General features: G+C 34.1%; 14 protein-coding genes. 1 reads left to right on the forward strand and 13 read right to left on the reverse strand.

Features of this window, described 5'->3' with window-relative positions:
- Window positions 1-227 precede the first annotated feature (227 nt).
- Entirely contained in the window at window positions 228-461 is a 234-nt protein-coding gene (locus tag I593_RS02300) for a helix-turn-helix domain-containing protein (protein WP_016165290.1), read from the reverse strand.
- Between the two features lie 80 nt (window positions 462-541).
- Here I593_RS02300 and I593_RS02305 point away from each other — a divergent pair, with 80 nt between their 5' ends.
- Window positions 542-1,024, forward strand: a complete 483-nt coding sequence (locus I593_RS02305; RefSeq protein WP_016165291.1) for a hypothetical protein — start codon at window positions 542-544, stop codon at window positions 1,022-1,024.
- A 22-nt stretch (window positions 1,025-1,046) separates the two neighbouring features.
- Here the strand turns inward: I593_RS02305 and I593_RS02310 are convergent, their stop codons facing one another.
- The 12 genes from I593_RS02310 to I593_RS02365 all read right to left on the reverse strand — a co-directional run bounded on the left by I593_RS02310 (window position 1,047) and on the right by I593_RS02365 (window position 17,407).
- Window positions 1,047-2,636 carry an SIR2 family protein gene (locus I593_RS02310; RefSeq protein WP_016165292.1) on the reverse strand — a complete coding sequence of 530 codons (1,590 nt, stop codon included), beginning with the start codon at window positions 2,634-2,636 and terminating at the stop codon, window positions 1,047-1,049.
- A 25-nt stretch (window positions 2,637-2,661) separates the two neighbouring features.
- A complete protein-coding gene (locus tag I593_RS02315) occupies window positions 2,662-5,811 on the reverse strand; it encodes a type I restriction endonuclease subunit R (RefSeq protein ID WP_016165293.1) in 3,150 nt (1,049 codons plus the stop codon).
- Between the two features lie 8 nt (window positions 5,812-5,819).
- Complete coding sequence (locus I593_RS02320) at window positions 5,820-6,980, reverse strand: restriction endonuclease subunit S (RefSeq protein WP_016165294.1); 1,161 nt, start codon at window positions 6,978-6,980, stop codon at window positions 5,820-5,822.
- On the reverse strand, window positions 6,964-8,547 hold the full coding sequence (locus I593_RS02325; RefSeq protein WP_016165295.1) for a type I restriction-modification system subunit M: 1,584 nt from the start codon (window positions 8,545-8,547) through the stop codon (window positions 6,964-6,966). The genes I593_RS02320 and I593_RS02325 overlap by 17 nt, the downstream gene beginning before the upstream one ends.
- Window positions 8,548-8,831: 284 nt before the next feature.
- A complete protein-coding gene (locus I593_RS02330; RefSeq protein ID WP_016165296.1) occupies window positions 8,832-9,224 on the reverse strand; it encodes a hypothetical protein in 393 nt (130 codons plus the stop codon).
- Window positions 9,202-11,160 carry a site-specific integrase gene (locus I593_RS02335; RefSeq protein ID WP_154661473.1) on the reverse strand — a complete coding sequence of 653 codons (1,959 nt, stop codon included), beginning with the start codon at window positions 11,158-11,160 and terminating at the stop codon, window positions 9,202-9,204. The genes I593_RS02330 and I593_RS02335 overlap by 23 nt, the downstream gene beginning before the upstream one ends.
- Window positions 11,121-12,800, reverse strand: a complete 1,680-nt coding sequence (locus I593_RS02340; protein WP_016165298.1) for a hypothetical protein — start codon at window positions 12,798-12,800, stop codon at window positions 11,121-11,123. The genes I593_RS02335 and I593_RS02340 overlap by 40 nt, the downstream gene beginning before the upstream one ends.
- Window positions 12,801-12,802: 2 nt before the next feature.
- On the reverse strand, window positions 12,803-14,044 hold the full coding sequence (locus I593_RS02345; protein WP_016165299.1) for a tyrosine-type recombinase/integrase: 1,242 nt from the start codon (window positions 14,042-14,044) through the stop codon (window positions 12,803-12,805).
- Window positions 14,045-14,065: 21 nt separating this feature from the next.
- Complete coding sequence (locus I593_RS02350) at window positions 14,066-14,722, reverse strand: restriction endonuclease (protein ID WP_016165974.1); 657 nt, start codon at window positions 14,720-14,722, stop codon at window positions 14,066-14,068.
- Between the two features lie 277 nt (window positions 14,723-14,999).
- Window positions 15,000-15,227: a helix-turn-helix transcriptional regulator gene (locus tag I593_RS02355; RefSeq protein ID WP_004681576.1), complete on the reverse strand. Its 228-nt coding sequence runs from the start codon at window positions 15,225-15,227 to the stop codon at window positions 15,000-15,002.
- An 86-nt stretch (window positions 15,228-15,313) separates the two neighbouring features.
- On the reverse strand, window positions 15,314-16,243 hold the full coding sequence (locus tag I593_RS02360) for a recombination directionality factor (RefSeq protein ID WP_016165975.1): 930 nt from the start codon (window positions 16,241-16,243) through the stop codon (window positions 15,314-15,316).
- Between the two features lie 108 nt (window positions 16,244-16,351).
- Window positions 16,352-17,407: a YqaJ viral recombinase family nuclease gene (locus tag I593_RS02365; protein ID WP_016165976.1), complete on the reverse strand. Its 1,056-nt coding sequence runs from the start codon at window positions 17,405-17,407 to the stop codon at window positions 16,352-16,354.
- Window positions 17,408-17,491: the final 84 nt, after the last annotated feature.

Raw genomic sequence — 17,491 nt, forward strand, 5'->3', positions numbered from 1 at the left:
TAAGGATTACATAGAATGTATGGACATTTTTTAATAGTTTGTTTTTTCAAAAAATTTATTAAATAAGCAATGTCCATATCACGTTAAATAATTCATGGACATCTTTGCCGATAATGTCCATGAATTATTCTGAAATTTTCTTCAGAATAGATTAGGTTGATATATACCAGTTACCTTTATCAGCTACCTAATAATTATGGGTAGTCCACTAATTACACTTAAAAATTTCAAATCTCAAAATAAGATGCTAAAAATTCACTAATCGGTTTATCTAACGCCGATAACCAATCATGTAGTTCTAATACATCAATTCGTCTGTCCAAGTTTTCAACTTTAGCTATGTATGACTGTGGCTTTTTTAAAGATGTAGCAAGTTCTACCTGAGTTATATTTTTCAACTCACGTATTTTGATTAATTCTTTGATCAAATTTTTGTATCGAGGGTCATGTATTGAGCTCATAGCTCAAGATGTTGTACTATTAATGAAAATATCCCAAAATAGGATATTTCCTTGTTCAATTGTTTAATCGGTATATCTATATGTCTACAAATCATCAGCTAAAAAACTGTTTGTTTGATTTTTTGTCAGATAGAACATTTTCAGGTTATGAGTTCAAAGACTTAAGAGGACTCTTTATCTTTTTTTACCCTGAATTTAGCTCAAAAAGATATTATGCAAAAATTTATCAATTTATTAGGGAGCTTGTTTCCGTAGATTTAATATTAGCTGATACATCTACTTGTACATATAAATATTCCTCTAACTACACCCGCTCCGAATTACTAAATTTTAGAGAATCAAATGACTCAGATCACGTTAAAAGCAAGTTGCTAGTCGAATATGATAAAGTTTTGAAAAGTATTGATCACCTTCGTAACGAATTACATATTTACGAGTTGTATCTTGATAAGTTCCCAATACTCTCAGAGATTATTATGAAATTTATCATTAAAAAACAAAAACAAATGTCACTTTTGGAATGTGAAATTAAAGCAATTAAAACTCTATTAGAAGCCTGTTAAAGGTTCTAATAGAGTATCAAAATCATAAAATTTTGTTCTCAATTTGATCTAAAATACATATCAATCGTCTAAAAGTAGAAGCATCTCCTTTAGACTTTAAATTATCGAATTCAGTAGAAAGGTAGCTTTGTTTTAATAAATAACAATTCTGTTGAGTTGGATTATTGATTAGCCATAGTGCCAAAAAGTCGATTCTCTTATTTAAGGAGCATTCAGATTCACCGACTTTTTCCAAGGCTATTATTTCTTCAAATGTCCATGCTTTATCAAACTGTCTTGTTACAGATGTTGGTATTTTCTTTTTATAGTGCTCAATGTCAAAGCCTAAAAGTTCTTTCAGCGTTGATTGAATATTCGTCTGTGTTTTGTATATTGGATTTGCCTTGCTGTATTTTTGGACAGGCAAATAAGTTCTATTCTGCTTAGAAAGTTCTGGAAGCACTTGAGTTAAAATATCAGAATCGCTAAAAGGTAAATGATCTAAGATAATATCTTTTAGGATATCCCAACTATTCACACCATTTAATCCAATGCGTTCACCTGATTCATTTTGAGCAACCCCAACACCGACTACGAATTCTAGTTCTGAATTTTCAGCAGTTGCTTCATCGAAATCTTTTACGGCAATACGTCTGTCCGCATCTTCAGTAGTCTTTACAATATTGTAAATTTGCTCTTTTAAAGCACGTAATAAGTGAACTGGAATTTTCCTTTCTGAATGTTGTAGAGCTTTATAAATTTTAGAATAGTCATGAGTCCGAATATGGGTGAAATATAATTTTTTTGAACCAACCGTCATTAGTACAGATTCTAATTGGTCTTTTTCATCATCAGGTCTAGTAACAAAAATCAGATTCTTTGCCAATCTTTCTAATTGCTCCTGAGATTCCATCATGTCTGCAATTAAACCTAACAAGTCAGTAATATTGGTATCAGTAATAGAATAACCTATAAATATGACAGGATTTTCTAAGAATATAGATAGTAGCTTTGCTGCTAAATATGCATTTTTACTATTAAAATTTTCATAATCATTTTTTGTCAGTACTAAGCTTGAAAAATTACTACAACACCCATGTATTTTAAAAATTTCACCAATAGATTGAGGATTTCTGAAAAATAAGTCTGATTGACCCACATATACATTTAATTTTGGAAAAATAGTTTCAAGCAACCTATCCCAATTTGTTGTGATAATTCCATCAATGACTACTTCTGAGCTTAACAATTCTTTTAACTCAGGATTATCGCTAATTTTTGATTCAATTTCGACATTGTTCAAATATTGACTAATTTCATATTTGAGAGGTGTTTCGATAGCATGAATCCAATTTTTAGATTGGTAGATTTCAGGTTTATCTTTATTTGATTTCCACCATTCAGCAGCAAAATCTCCTGCTAATGCTAAAGCTGCACTTGGATAGTCATTACCTGATGTCCCCAAATAGCTATCAAATGGCATTGAAGTGGAAAATTTAGTTAATAAGCCCTTCCAATCTGGAAGATCTAGATATCGCCTAGAAAAGCCTGAACCAATAAACAAAAATGGGGCAGAAATTGATTCACTCAGTATTTCAGCCAGTTCTTTTTCTATATCTAATTCTTGTGTCATATCCTTACCCTATATTGTTTATTAATTAAAGACTGGCATACTTTTTAAAATTTTCCGCTTGTTCGAAGATTTCTTTATACACTTCATCATGATCAATCGGTGGATAGCCATATTCAGCAAGCAATACAATCAGATCGACTTTTAGTTCAGCTCGAATATCTTCTCGATCACTCCAGTCAGGGTAGCTAGATTTATCATCTACTACTGCTTTAACCGCTTTAGCTAAATCTAATAGCTGATTTTCAGGGTAAGTGAAGTCATATTTCACCGCCAAAGATTGAAGAATGTCATAGAATGCTTTCTCTTCAATGCCAATCCCAAGATCGGCAAATGAACCCATTTCTTGCTTTAAATCTTGAAGTAGATTCATGATTTCATTTGAAAAGTCTTCAAGAACGCCACTGACCAAAATACTGTCTTCTTTACGTTCGTTATAGCTATCAACCAAAGCTTTGAAGCGTTTAGAGAAATCAATAGATTTAGTTCTGTTTACCTGTTTGAATTTACCAATAGCTTTAGCTAATAATTTTTGCAGCAGTTTAATCTTGGTGTTTGGGAGCTTAATTTTTTCTAGCTTAGCTAAGTAATCATCTCCAAAAATATCGACCTCAGTAGATTCATCTTCACCAATCTTGAGAATATCGTCCACTCCGTTAGCCTCTAATGCATCAGCAATCATTTTCTGTACTTGAAGATTCATTTGAGCAGTATCAGGAGCATCACCCCTCGTTAACTTAAAGACGATAGAACGTACAGCTAAATAGAAGTGAATGAGATCTCGTTCATCCTGACTAATCTTTTCTGAGCCATTGCAAACGTCATACGCTGCCTTTAAACGCTTCACAAGCTGCATAAAACGATGTTCTAGCTCTTTGGTAAGCTGAACATGCTCTGATGCCTTATTTAAGCACTGAAGCTGTTTTAAAGGCTCTCCTGAGAAATAAGGGGAGGTATCAAATTTATTAAATAGATCCTTCAATAATTCTAGATGATCTTTGACAACAATGATGGATTGCTCAACATCTTCAAAGTTTTTTGCATCAGATTTATTGTAATGAGCTAAAGCCAATTTCATTTGGTTTTTAATACCAATGTAATCGACTACCAAGCCTTTCTCTTTACTTTCAAATTTTCGATTCACACGAGAAATCGTTTGAATTAAGTTATGTTGTTGAATCGGTTTATCAATATAAATGGTGTCTAGGAAAGGAACGTCAAAGCCTGTCAGCCACATATCGACAACAATCGCAATTTTGAAGTTTGACTTCGGATTTTTAAATTGTCGGTCATGTTCTTTGCGATCATCTTTAGTACCACACAGATCATAAAGTGCTTTCTCATCATCTTTATGTCTTGTAGCAATTAGCTTGATTTTCGCATTTGGCTTGATTTCTTTTCTTTCTTGTTCAGTTAAAGCGATACCATCGGCAGCTTCTTTGACTTCAGCCCATTCAGGTCGAAGCGCAATGATTTCTTGATACAGATTAAAAGCAATTTGTCGTGATGCACAAACAAACATTGCTTTACCCATGATTGTAGAGCCTTCACTCACGCGGGTTTCATAATGGTTTACAAAGTCTTCAGCAATAGCTTTAATTCGATCTGGATTACCCAAAATTAACCGCATATTTGCCATAGCTTTCTTACTTTCTTCAACGGCATAAGTTGAAGCACCATCATTTTCTTGACACTTTTTATAATAGCCTTCAATTTCTTGAAGTTTTTTATTGTCTAGCAATACTTTCGCAGCCCGACCTTCATATACAAGTCTTACTGTAATCTCATCTTGTACTGATTCACTCATCGTATAAGAATCAATTACATCACCAAATACGTCTAAAGTCGCATCAATAGGCGTACCTGTAAAACCAACATAGGTTGCGTTAGGCAAAGAATCATGCAAGTACTTGGCAAATCCGTATGTCTTCTTAACACCATCTTCAGTTACACGGATTTTTTGATCTAGATTGACTTGACTGCGGTGAGCTTCATCTGAGATACAGATGACATTTGTGCGTTCAGTCAATAGCTCAATATCTTCGGTAAATTTATGAATAGTTGTTAAGAACACACCACCACTTTTGCGACCTTGAAGTAACTCTCTGAGATGCTGTCTGCTTTCAACGCTTAGAATTGTTTCATCACCAATAAAGCCTTTTGCATTGGTGAATTGAGCTGAAAGCTGATCATCTAAATCTGTACGATCTGTAATAACCACAATAGTTGGGCTTTCAAACTCTACACTTTTCATAATCAAGCGTGATAGAAAAAGCATTGTGAAGCTTTTACCGCATCCAGTTGCGCCAAAATAAGTACCACCTTTACCATCACCTAACGGCTTTCGATGTGTCTTAATATTTTCAAATAACTTATTCGCAGCATAATACTGAGGATAACGACAAACGATCTTATCGTCTCGCTTAGTTGTATCAGGGAAATAAATAAAGTTACGAATGACATCTATTAATCGTTTAGGTTCAAATAAGCCTTCGATCATGGTATGCAAGGAGTCAATACCATTCTTTTCAAGGGTTTCATCACCTATAACTTTGCGCCATGTATAGAAAAACTCATAAGACGCAAATAAAGATCCCATCTTTGTATTTACCCCATCACTGATTACACATAAGGCGTTGTATTTCATGAGCTCTGGGATATCACGTGCATAACGTACAGTTAACTGTTGATAAGCATCATAAATTGTTGCATCTTCACGAATAGCACTTTTAAACTCAAAGACAATTAAAGGTATACCATTGATATAAAGAATACCGTCAGGAATTCTTAGTTCGTTACCTTGAACTTCCATTTGAGTAATAAACTTAAAACTATTATTTTCGATGTTTTCATAGTCTATCAATCGAATATATAAATCTTTTTTAGAACGATCTTCTCTTTTTAATAAAAAACCATTACTTACTAAATCTAATATTATTTTATTTGTTTCATAAATATCAGAAGCAGGCAGTTTAGTTAATCTTATAGTTATATTTTTTACTTCTTGAGGGGTTAAAGAATCATTTTTATAAACATTTCTAATAAACTGTTCGAAATCATCATAAAAAAACACATCTTCACGAGATTTAGAAGAGTTAACAAAATTTAAATGATCTATATTTCTTAACTTTAAAAGATTCGTAATAACTAGCTCTAGTTTATTTTCTGTAAAACTCATGTCCCCCCCTATATTTTACTAAGATTTAGTAAAATTAAATCTTTAATCTTATTCAAAGAATTAATTTGATTATTTAAAATATTTATGTGCCTATAGATACGGTCAAAATAAAAAGATGCCTTGCTTTCAATATTTTTAGGAGGTAAAACTGTTTTTATCTCATAAAGCATGTCATAGCTTAAAAAAGGCTGAGTACTACCTCGAGTCTGCGATTTAAGATCTTTACTCTTCAGTGTCAGATATCCAAAAATTTTTCCATAATTTTCATTTATATTACACATGACACCATTATACGTCACATAATGTTTTCCAAAAGCATATACAAGAGAACCACAAGAGCCAATGTGACCGATCACTGGGGCATCCTGATTATTAAATTGATCATAGTAGCCAATAATTCCATTACTACCATAAACTGGATAAATTCCTCCATTACTTGGATTATTATTACCTTTACCATATTGAAAACTATAAATATCTTCTAAAGTACCACTACTCCAATCAAAAGGAATTTCACTTTCTAAATCATCATCCCAAATAAATTGTCCTTTTGAATGCTTATAACCTTTAGAATCTAGATTAGAGTCAATGAAATTCATTGGAAAATTAAAATTAACAAACCATTCTCTGTATAAATGATAAGAAGTTTGTTCAACTGTGCTTAAAATTCTTTCTAATAATGAAATCCTATTGCTCACAACAAAATATTCATGATAAATTTCTTTTTGTTTTTCAAGAGGAATATATGGGAAATTTAAATCACAAAAACTATCCCAACTGAATCCACCTCGAACACTACTATCTGTAGTGAACCAACAGTTTCTATCAAATTCCTCTCTGCTACACCACATCATCAAATAGTTAAGATCTAAATGATTATGATCTATTATTTCAAAAACTATGTAAGCAGGAGAAACTATAATAGGTTCTTCTTCTTTCCATAATCCAATTGGAAGCATTTTATCACGCCCCACATGCATTGGATTAAATGCAAATTGTCCTTTTTTGACAACTTTATATTTCGATAAATCAGTGCCGTTAATATTAGCTACCGAAGGCATAAATTCTTTCTCAATATTAATGCCTTTTAGATTCATAACTTTTAAGTCTGTATTGCGATTACTAACCTGACGAACATAATCACCAATTTTTTTATAATTTGATTTCATAGCCCAGCTCTTTAAATACGTTCAACAAATCTTGTTTTGACTTTTCTTCAGCTTTTAAAAGCTCAGCAAAATCTGATCTAAGAGCTAACATTTTTTCATCAAAATCAATATTTTCATCACGGTTAACGAATTCGATATATTTACTTGGTACAAGTGAATAATCTTTAGATGCAATCTCTTGAAGTGATGCTGAATAGCAATATTCGGGAATATCTTGGTATTCAACCTCAAATAATTTTTGTTGCCACGTATGGAAAGTTTCTGAAATTTGTTCAATATGCTCATCTGAGAATTGAATAAATTTCTTCTCGAACGATTCACCAATTTTTCGTAAATCCATAAAGAGTACTTCATCTTCACGATCACGGTATTCACGAGTTAGGTCACCATGAGGCACAGAGCGTTCTTTTTTATTACGATTCAATATCCATAAAGAAACACTAATATCTGTTGTGTAGAACATTCGCATTGGTAATACAGCAATCGCTTCTACCAATTTATTTTCAATCAGCTTTTTACGAATCTCTTTCTCTGTGCCATCACCAGATAATGCACCATTGGCAAGAATGAAGCCTGCAACACCATTTTGAGAAAGTTTAGATACCATGTGGAGAATCCAACCATAGTTGGCATTCCCTGTAGGAGGAACTTCATAGCCATCCCAACGAGGGTCTTTAGTTAACTCATCTGCTCCACGCCAATCCTTTTGGTTAAAAGGAGGGTTTGCCATAATGAAGTCAAATTTTTGATCAGGATGTTGATCCTTTGCAAATGTATCGCGAGCCGCTGCACCAAGATCAGCACTAATGCCACGAATCGCCAAGTTCATCTTAGCAAGCTTATAAGTAGCAGTAGTTTGTTCTTGACCAAAGATAGAAATATCTTTTCTATTACCTTTATGGTTTTCTACGAATTTAAGAGATTGAACAAACATACCACCTGAACCACAAGCAGGGTCATAAACACGACCTTTGTATGGTTCAATCATAGATGCAATCAGCTTAACGATACTTTTAGGTGTATAGAACTCTCCTTTACCTTTACCTTCTGCTAAAGCAAAGTTTCCTAAGAAATATTCATATACACGACCAACGACATCTTCATGTTGGTTGGAGATTGTTTGAATGTTATTGATCTCATCAAGTAATGCAGCAAGCTTACTCACCTCTAGATCAATACGAGAGAAGTAGTTATCAGGCAGTGCGCCTTGAAGTGCTTTATTTTTCTTCTCAATGTTATGCAGGGCTGTATCAATCTTCAGAGCAATATCTTCTTGCTTAGCATTTGCAATGAGATAGCTCCAACGAGACTCTTCCGTTAGATAAAAGACATTATCTTGATGATAAAAAGCTTCAATCTCTAGGAATTTCTCAGCATTTGCACCATGCTTTTCGGCAATCTTTGTACGTTGAGCTTCAAAAGTATCACTCACAAATTTCAAGAAAATTAGAGATAAAACAATATGCTTATACTCAGAGGGCTCAACACTACCACGTAGTTTATTGGCACTATCCCATAACGATTCTTCAAAACTTTTTACTTTGGATTTGGTAGGTTTCTTAGCCACAGAATATATTCCTGAAATTTGTGTTTCAATTAAAGCAAATTACTAATAAAAATAAAATTAACCACAGTGTATTTGTTGCCAATTCAACAGTTTCTAATCAATCTTTCCATTTGGATTCAAAATGATCTTTAAGCTTTAAAGCCTCACTTTCATCCTATATTACTTCTCATAAAGGATTAGCTTGATATGACTTCAAAATAGCAAGAGGATGTTTCTCTAGATTCAGCATTTTTTCAAGTCACTCATTAATACTAAGCACATGAAATTACTAGATATATTAGAAATCAATTATCTACAATTTTCTCTAATTGTAGTGATAACTCAATAATCGTTAATTGTGCTTCTAGTAGCTTAGATACAGCCTCATCTCTTTCTTGAGTTAAAATTTCAATTCGGTTTTTTAATACAGGAACTTGATCATTAGTAGCTGAATTTTCCTTTTTTTTAGCAGAAAAATTAGTGTTTTGTGGATTTTGATCTATCCATTCTTGAATTTCATTAACAAGACTAGGATATCTCGATTTTCTAAGAGCTGAAGGGTCAACACCTGCTTCCTTAGCAACATTGTTTTGTGAAACTTTTGATCCTTTTGGCAATATATTAGGTTTATTAGTTTTAAGCCTAATAAATGCTTCATAAAACTGAAGTTCTGCTTTACTCATTTGATTGAATGACATAAATTGCTTTCCGAATTGATGCTAATTGTTCAGTCTGAAAGACTGTCGAGATTGATTCTTTTTCCAGTTTCTTAATCTTCTCAAGATACGACTGTTCAAGTTTAAGCATAGTATTAACTTTTTTCTTATCAAGAAGAACGGCATCACAAGCCAAGGAATTAGAACCACCCATACATTGCACAATATTCGATATCCCACCATAAGGGCATGGTGCACCTGTTTTTGTACATCCACCTAAAAAAGTTTCTCGATAATTTAGATTGCCTTGTTCAGACATTCTTAGAAGTTGAGTGTGATCTTTTTCGCTAATAGCAGAAATTATCTGAGCCTTTCTCTTATGTCCATGTGGAGAGATGAATTTTGGACTATCCAATTCCATATTTTTTCGGACATTATTTTGATGCCATTCTTCCAAGTATATCTGACCAACTGCATCGTCCAACTTGAACTTTAATTTATAGTAGTTGTTGGCATAATATAAGCTCATAATCGTATTAGCATGCTTAAGTTGATACTGCAAACTCTGCTCAGTGATAAGACCTGATGCTAGCATATTTACAGCACCTGTTCTTCTTAACTGATGCCATGCAAAGTGCCATACTTTACCAACTTGATATATTTCTATATCTAAGTTAGGGGTCATTTTACATGCTATATTGAAATCAGCCTGCGTTATTTGGAATTCCTCTTGCTCAAAAATTTTATCAAATGTACCGATTTGATTAGCATAACCAATGGTTGATCTAATTTGCTCTAATCGCTCATTTTTCCCTCTACCGCTACCCCAAGGTTCAAATACTGGACTATGTAGATAAGGTTTATAGTCATTGATATCTTGCAGGATTCCAAATAACTCTTTAGCACAAGAAAATCTTAGCTCACAAATAATTTCTAAGGCTCTTACAGCTTTTTCAACTGATGGTGATACCACCCAACTAGCCTCACCTTTTTCAGTTTTGGATGTAATTCCGTGAATGAGACAAATTTCTTGTCCATCTATGATTGTTTTGGAAAAGCAACCATACCTCAATAAGTAAGCTTCCGAAATTCTCATTAGTGAAAAATTAACGATATATGCGATACTTACAAAACTTACCATACTAAGATATTTTGAAAGATTGGGGGCTTTAGCCGTATTAGAATCGAAGTCAGTCCATTTTTGAAGCATTCCTGTGACATTATATTTATTAAATTTCTCATTAATAAAATTTCTAGTTTTATTATGGTTATCTACAAAGCAATTAAATACAGAAACCACACCATCACTAATAGAGAGAAAATCATCAATACAATTTTCCAATCTTTCTAATTGATACGCCCATATACGAGGTGGAATATAAGGAGTCTGATTTGAATCATTCACAACAAGATATTTTGAAAACTTTCTAAGTGAGTCTTCATCTAGTATGGTAAAACCAATATCCTTACTAAGAGAAACGAGTTCCTGTAGCCCTATAGCTCGTCTTTTTCCTTTGTATTGTGCAGCAATTTCCTCATAAATTTCCTCATGGTTTCTCAATTCAGAAATTAGAATATTATGTTTTGAACAGACATAGAACAGAGGTTTTAAGATGGTGCAACGGTTTACTATTGTAATAGCACTGACCTTTGGGCTTGCACCCCACAGCCAATATGCAACTATGATTTTAAACAACTGAATATTATCTTTATCAATAATATATCCCTTAGTCTGGTTGCTACCAAAGTTAAATTTCATTGGTTTTATACAGTAAGGTGTAAAATCCCAAATATCATCAGAAAAAACAGAAATTACATTACCTTCTTTATCGCAAGTTATAGGAGTATTATCAAGAGGTAACCAATTATCCAAAGTATAATTTGGCATAGCAGGTGTAATAATGTCAGAAATAATATTTATTGATTTTAAAAACATCTCTACACCATCTCTTGTAAAAGTAAGATGTAATCCATCCAATCAGGATGATATTCTCCCGATTGAACTTCCATTTGAGCTTTTACTATCCATTTTTCTTGTGTTTTACTTAAAGATTTCAATCTATCAATTTTTTCGTTGATACGTTCAATAAGAAGTTTTGCTGGATGGTTTTCAAGAGATGGATTTAATGTCATTTCAAGACGTTTTAAATGAATATGAGATATTAATTTAAAACAATAATCATAACTAATGACATCTTTGTGATAGACACAGAATAAACAACCTTCAGGATTCACACAGTCAGGTTGAGCAATGTTACTTTCAGTCTCAATACTTTGTGGATTTTCACAATTATTTGAGCACAATCCGATAGCTAATTGTTTGAGATTTTGGCTATTGAAACTACTTAATTCTTTTAGAGCATTTACTTTTTTTACTTTCTGATAATTTTTCCTAAAAGTACCTTCTTGATGAGACATCAATTGAATAACATTTGAAGCGTCATCTCCATTTTCAAATAGCCAATTTGCTTTAAACTTACGCAATTGTGTGGAAGATACATATTTAAAATCTATATCTTTGCAAAAATTTCTAACTACATGTAATTTACGCTTAGTTTCTTTTGCTATAAGTTTTTCCCTAGCCATAAAAGGAAAGAGGCTGCTATCATCACAAAAGCCAACGTCTTTCACCCACTGTAAATATCTTAGAAAAATATCTCTATAGGCTTTGTGACACCTGAATGTTGCCTCGCCTTGTTTGCGATTTTTATAGACTGTAAAAACATGATATTCGTCATCCTTAATCATCCATCTAAAATTAGTTATCTTTAAATCAAGAGCTTGTGATAAATTCATATTGGTTTGACTGATAAAAATTATCAACTCTGCTTCAATACGAATATTTATTAGATTGCTTCTTCTATATTTATCTAGTAACGATTCATTTTCAGATAACGCACGTCTACGCTCTAAAGCTAATCTTTTATCTTTAATTTTTTCATAATTAATATTAACCTCCATTAAATTACCTTTTAAATAAGCATTTTTATCATTTGGTAGTTTTATTAATAATGGTAATTCACCTCTGACCGCTTCGATAGTTAATTGATCAACTAAAGCCTTTAACAATTTACCAAAGGCAAAAGCATCATGCTCACTAACTAGTTCAACTTCTTTTTTTTGAGGTCTTTCGGTTAAATTTGTTCTCAAAAGTAAAGTTTTTGTTTTAGGATATTTCTCTAAATTCTGTGAGCTTACAAGAATATTTGCAACTACTGTATATTTCTTATAAGCACTGTACTCATCTTGATTATTTTGTTGAACTGCTAATATCCCATGATTAACCCAATCAATAAAACATTCAGCAATATGCTCTTTTGAAATATACTTGTTTTTATACTCGCACCACCTTACGAATAATGACAGTTTCTCTAATTCAGAAATAATCGTTCTTTGAGATATACCAATTGTTATTCTATAGTCAAAATATTCAAATAAGTTGGATACAAACTCAATCCTTTCACTTAATATTTCACCGTACTTATTGGCTTTTATAGAATTCAAGACAGTTCTTCTATTTTCTAATGCTGCACCTTTATAAAGAAATACAGATAAGTTCCACTCATTTGAGTGTGAGCCATAAGAAAGCTTGTTCAGACAAAATGAAAGAGATTCCATTTTCACAACCCCAAAAATGCCTTTGTATATTCATTAGATATTTTTGCAAGTTGTTTGTTTTGCTCTATGAACTTTACATATTTCAAAGTCGTTTTTTCATCTTTGTGTAGACAGCAATCCCTTACTAACTGAACTGCACTAGTCACATCCATTTTCTCTAAGCAATATTGCATTAAGACTGTTGCAAAAGTTGCTCGAGTTCGATGAAAATAAAAATCCTTAAATTCATAAACTCCATTTTCTAAAGCAGATTTTCTTAGTCTATGAATTGCGACATTGATTGACTTTCCTTCGTTACCTAAATACTTATTCCCCCTTGAGGTTAAAAATAAATTCACAGAATTTTCCACTTTTTTTATTCTTTTTAAACGTCTTACATCATAAGCATATTCAAGAAGCTCATTAACCAACTCAGTTGGAATAATTATGTTGCCACTTTTTGAAAACTTGGTTTGTACTGGTGGAATAGCATCTAAACCAATTCTTATAGTTGCCATGGACATATCATCAAGATAAGAATAATTCTCAATAGTAGCCAACTTGAGGTCTGTAATACTTCCAATACGCATACCCGTGAAAAAACCAAGTTTAAGCATTAAGTAAATTTCGATTGGTGCATGTGTTTTAGCGTATTCTAAAATTTTTGGAACATGTTTGGGATTAATTGGTGATACACCATCCTCTAAATCTATATTTGAACTATTTGCTCTTAGTGGAATAGCTAAATCTGTTGTAAGAACATCGAATGAGTGCTCAAATCCAAACTTGTTAATTACAGTGATTTTCTTAAACTTATTTTTCCAAAGTTCAATATCTTTATTTATTAAGTTATTACGCTGAATCCAACGGTAGAATTTAATTACGGCACGCATTCTATGGGTGGCTGTGGATGGTGCTAGCTGTTGGTTATTTCTTTGTTTAATTAAATATCCTTTAAACACAAATACACATCTTTCACTTTTTTTGTTTGGGAAATGCCACCATGTCAAATTGTCTTCGGTCTCCAACCAAGAAGCATAAGCATTGAGATGTTGCATATCTGTTTGGATTGTTTTTAGCTGGACTCGTTCATTAACCATTAAGTCATAGGCATATAAATTGGCAACATCCCAAGCTTTATTATTAGACCAATAGATTTGTGGAAGATTTTGGGATTCAAGATTAGTAGATTCTTTGAAGATAACTTGATTATCTTTGACAATTATATTTTGAGGTTTGATTTTAACATTTTCGATCCTAGACATAATAATTTATCTATTCAATCATCATGTCCATACTTTATTAAAGTAATACTTAAATGTCAATGAAGAAATGTAACCCTTACCACATGCCATAATAAGCTTGCCACGATCTGCCTCAGCTAATCCATATTTGACTGCCGACAATGCGGGGCGTTGATGATCTTTTAAACTATTTTTTTTACGAAATATAGGCTTCACATTTGAATCAAAATTAAACTGTGACCAGTCAATTAAACTGCCTTCTAAATCTAATAATGAAATAGTTGCAACAGGTGGATTTGCATCCACTAAAGTTGATTTAGCATTATCAGTCCAATCATCCGTTGAAGCTACAATGTAGCGATATGCAAAATAAGATTTACCAGAGCCGCCTAAAAAGCTATCAATATCTTTCTTCTGAATTTTTGTAGTGTTGTAATTTTTACATTGGATTGGATGGAACTCACCATCAATAGTTACCGCAACAAGATCAATACCATAGTCACGTTTATCAGTAACTTTTAACTTTTCACCGTACTTTTCAACCCAACCAGAATATGACAAAACTTCTGTATAAATTTCGGCATATTTAGGTTCATTTAAGAAATATTGAATCATCAAATTCTCAAATGAAGTACCTTTATCTCTATTTGTAAGGCTAATTGTTTCAATCGATTGAAGTAAATTTGTTAAAGCTGACATTCAGACCAAGCTCCAAATTATAAAGTGCTTTTATCACTTAAATTTTAAAAATGTATTAATGTGGAATTTAACATATTTTAAAAAAAAGCATTTAAAAATATGAGGTTTTTGGACTTTGAAATAGTTTTTAGTGTGAAGAACTCTTGAATGATAGATCAGGCTACCTAAATTAAACAAACTGTCTCCGATAAAACCAGTACAGTTCAGCCAATAATGAAGCCAATTACATTCATACCAACAACTTAACAAAAAATAAGGGAGCCGAAGCTCCCAATCATTAACGACTCGCTAACTTAGATTCAATCCATTGATTGATTTCCCAAGCTGACCATCCAACACGACCAACAGTTAAATTCGTCTGTTTGGGAAATGTTGGATCGTATTGCTTATGACGCTCATCCATAATGTTATAAATCGTTGCGCGACTTAACCCTGTAATTCGCATAACTTCTTTCAAGTTGATAATCTGATTCATCTGAAAAGTTTGACCTGTGAACGCATTCATGATGTTTACTCCTAATCACTGATGCGAGCGGTGATTCGCTCAGATAATAGGGCAGTCCAATAAAATTTTACTGAGTCCAATCCCATCTAATTCACAGCCCGTACATTCTGCTGTAAACCTTTCTGAATATCTTGTACAAAGCCCCCTCCTTGATTGAATCTAGGCTTAGCCCTACCTTTAGGCTCAGGCTGTACTTGTTCAGATTCAACAATCTCATCCGTATAAAACTCCTCCACCAAATCCAACCCCTCCTCACTATTGACCTCAAATCGTGCATTGCTATAGCCTTGCCGTGCCATTTGATCTAAAGCCTGTTGATTAAATCCTGAAGCTTTGCTTTGTTGGTCAATGTCTTTTGCTGTTTGAATGGCTTGTTGCAGATTGACACCATCCCTGAGTGTCAAATCCACGTAATACACAGGTGTACGATAGCTTTGTGTGGTGGACTTGCCTCTCAAGGTCAATTGCAACGGTAGGCAGGACAGTAAGCCATTGGATGCAGCATGGTAATAACTCAATCGTGCTGCCAAGGTGCGAATGCTATTAAAGCCTGTAGTCCTAAAAATGAATGTTCCAAGTTCATCCGATTCATCTAAGTTGACATGCAAACGCCCATAAGGCTTACAGTTACCCCCTTGTGCCAAAGGACAGAGATCAGGTGACGGACATGGATGTTGCTCAACCCCTTGATTGGTCAACCGTTGACAGGTTTCACCATTGCCAACACACATGGGACGTCCTGTCTGACGATCAAATAAGCTGTACTCAGCCCGCAGATTAAGTTCAGGATCATTAAAGATCATCCGCACAGGAATGGTTCTAAGTTTCTGGTTTTGCGCTTTGGCACGAAGCTGTTCATCTAAGGGATGCTTCACCCATCCTTCTTTGCCTTGGATTTGGCTGGTAATGGTGAACTGGTCATCCTTTTCGGGCAGTCGTTTGCCATTCTTTTCTACCACTTTACCAATACTGATTCTGCCGAGTATGGGTGGCGTGATTGCTAAACCTTTGATCATGGTGATTTCCTCTTTTGTGTAAATGAAATTTGCATAAAAAAATCCCATACGCTGAGGCATGGGATTTTGGTTTGTGGGGTTGGATATTTTGCTTAGGCTAAATCGCTTTCAATCATCATTGGTATAGATGTTGAAACGTCGTGAACCTTGTTTGCTTTGTGGAAATTGATTCAGATATTCAGGATACTGTTTCAGTAAAGCCTTGCTGTCTAAGCTGATTGAGTCTTTTGACTTTTTCCACGTCACTGAGCCTGCTAAGAATGTTGCGCGTTCTGCCTGTTGCATCTTGGCTTGAAGTTGATGCTTCAGCAGATCGAACTGCTCCTGATGCTTTTCGATTTGGTTACGTGCTTGAATCAACTGTTCAAACTGTTGATTGGCATGTGTATCTTCGGATAAGTCTGTGGTGCTGAGTGGCACATGTTCGGGATAAAGCAGTTGCAAAGCTTTGGCTGCCGATTCACTGGCATCGGCTTCAGGTGGCATATCCTTTTCCACACATTCCCAGAAGTAACGCTCTGCATTGATGATGTGTTGAATCACCGATTCAGAACGAGTCACTTTAAAAATGCGAGTTTCATGCCCACAAATCAGTACACAAATATGGGCTGCTTTCTTACCTGTCACCGCCAATTGATGTTGTACCTGACACAGCACGTATAAAGGCACACCATCTCGCCACAGTTTGGCGCCATATTCCCCTGCGGTTTTACACTCTAAAATTTGCACATCTGCATCACCTGTTACGGAGTAATCCAAGTTGGCTAACATGAAGTGTTTATCAGCTTCAGGATGTTGTAACACTGCATTGACTCGACGAACTTTATAGTTGGTGTGCATGCTGTAGTATTCAGCCACTAAAGGTTCAAGCTGTTTCCCCCAGTACAAGGGTGCATGTCCCTCGCTTTCATCTTCAATCGATTGTTGAATCCGCCCTGTTTTAATCATCCACAGTTCCAGCATCGACATATAGGGATTGAGTCCACAGGCTGCGGCACAGTCACTACTACCGATGCCTTGCCGACGTACTTCTAACCACTCGGCTTGGCTAAGTTTCTTGGTATCCACAAAGCGTTTGGCGGTAAACAGTTTGGGACGATTGGCATGGATATTAACCATTGGATTCGGTGTTACGTTCAGCGGGGTGTTTAGTGCTGTATTCATGATCATTTCCTATTTTGTAAATTGCGGGCATAAAAAAGCCACATCTGAAGATGTGGCTGTGAGTTATCTAAGATGTATTGGTTA

The organism is Acinetobacter tandoii DSM 14970 = CIP 107469 (assembly GCF_000400735.1).
Taxonomy (GTDB): Bacteria; Pseudomonadota; Gammaproteobacteria; order Pseudomonadales; family Moraxellaceae; genus Acinetobacter; species Acinetobacter tandoii.

Excerpts from the sequence above, each read along its gene's own strand:
- I593_RS02340 (WP_016165298.1), bottom strand. The coding sequence starts at position 12,800 with ATGGAATCTCTTTCATTTTGTCTGAACAAGCTTTCTTATGGCTCACAC.
- I593_RS02365 (WP_016165976.1), bottom strand. The coding sequence starts at position 17,407 with ATGAATACAGCACTAAACACCCCGCTGAACGTAACACCGAATCCAATG.
- I593_RS02360 (WP_016165975.1), bottom strand. The coding sequence starts at position 16,243 with ATGATCAAAGGTTTAGCAATCACGCCACCCATACTCGGCAGAATCAGT.
- I593_RS02350 (WP_016165974.1), bottom strand. The coding sequence starts at position 14,722 with ATGTCAGCTTTAACAAATTTACTTCAATCGATTGAAACAATTAGCCTT.
- I593_RS02345 (WP_016165299.1), bottom strand. The coding sequence starts at position 14,044 with ATGTCTAGGATCGAAAATGTTAAAATCAAACCTCAAAATATAATTGTC.
- I593_RS02310 (WP_016165292.1), bottom strand. The coding sequence starts at position 2,636 with ATGACACAAGAATTAGATATAGAAAAAGAACTGGCTGAAATACTGAGT.
- I593_RS02305 (WP_016165291.1), top strand. The coding sequence starts at position 542 with ATGTCTACAAATCATCAGCTAAAAAACTGTTTGTTTGATTTTTTGTCA.
- I593_RS02330 (WP_016165296.1), bottom strand. The coding sequence starts at position 9,224 with ATGTCATTCAATCAAATGAGTAAAGCAGAACTTCAGTTTTATGAAGCA.
- I593_RS02300 (WP_016165290.1), bottom strand. The coding sequence starts at position 461 with ATGAGCTCAATACATGACCCTCGATACAAAAATTTGATCAAAGAATTA.
- I593_RS02320 (WP_016165294.1), bottom strand. The coding sequence starts at position 6,980 with ATGAAATCAAATTATAAAAAAATTGGTGATTATGTTCGTCAGGTTAGT.
- I593_RS02315 (WP_016165293.1), bottom strand. The coding sequence starts at position 5,811 with ATGAGTTTTACAGAAAATAAACTAGAGCTAGTTATTACGAATCTTTTA.
- I593_RS02355 (WP_004681576.1), bottom strand. The coding sequence starts at position 15,227 with ATGAATGCGTTCACAGGTCAAACTTTTCAGATGAATCAGATTATCAAC.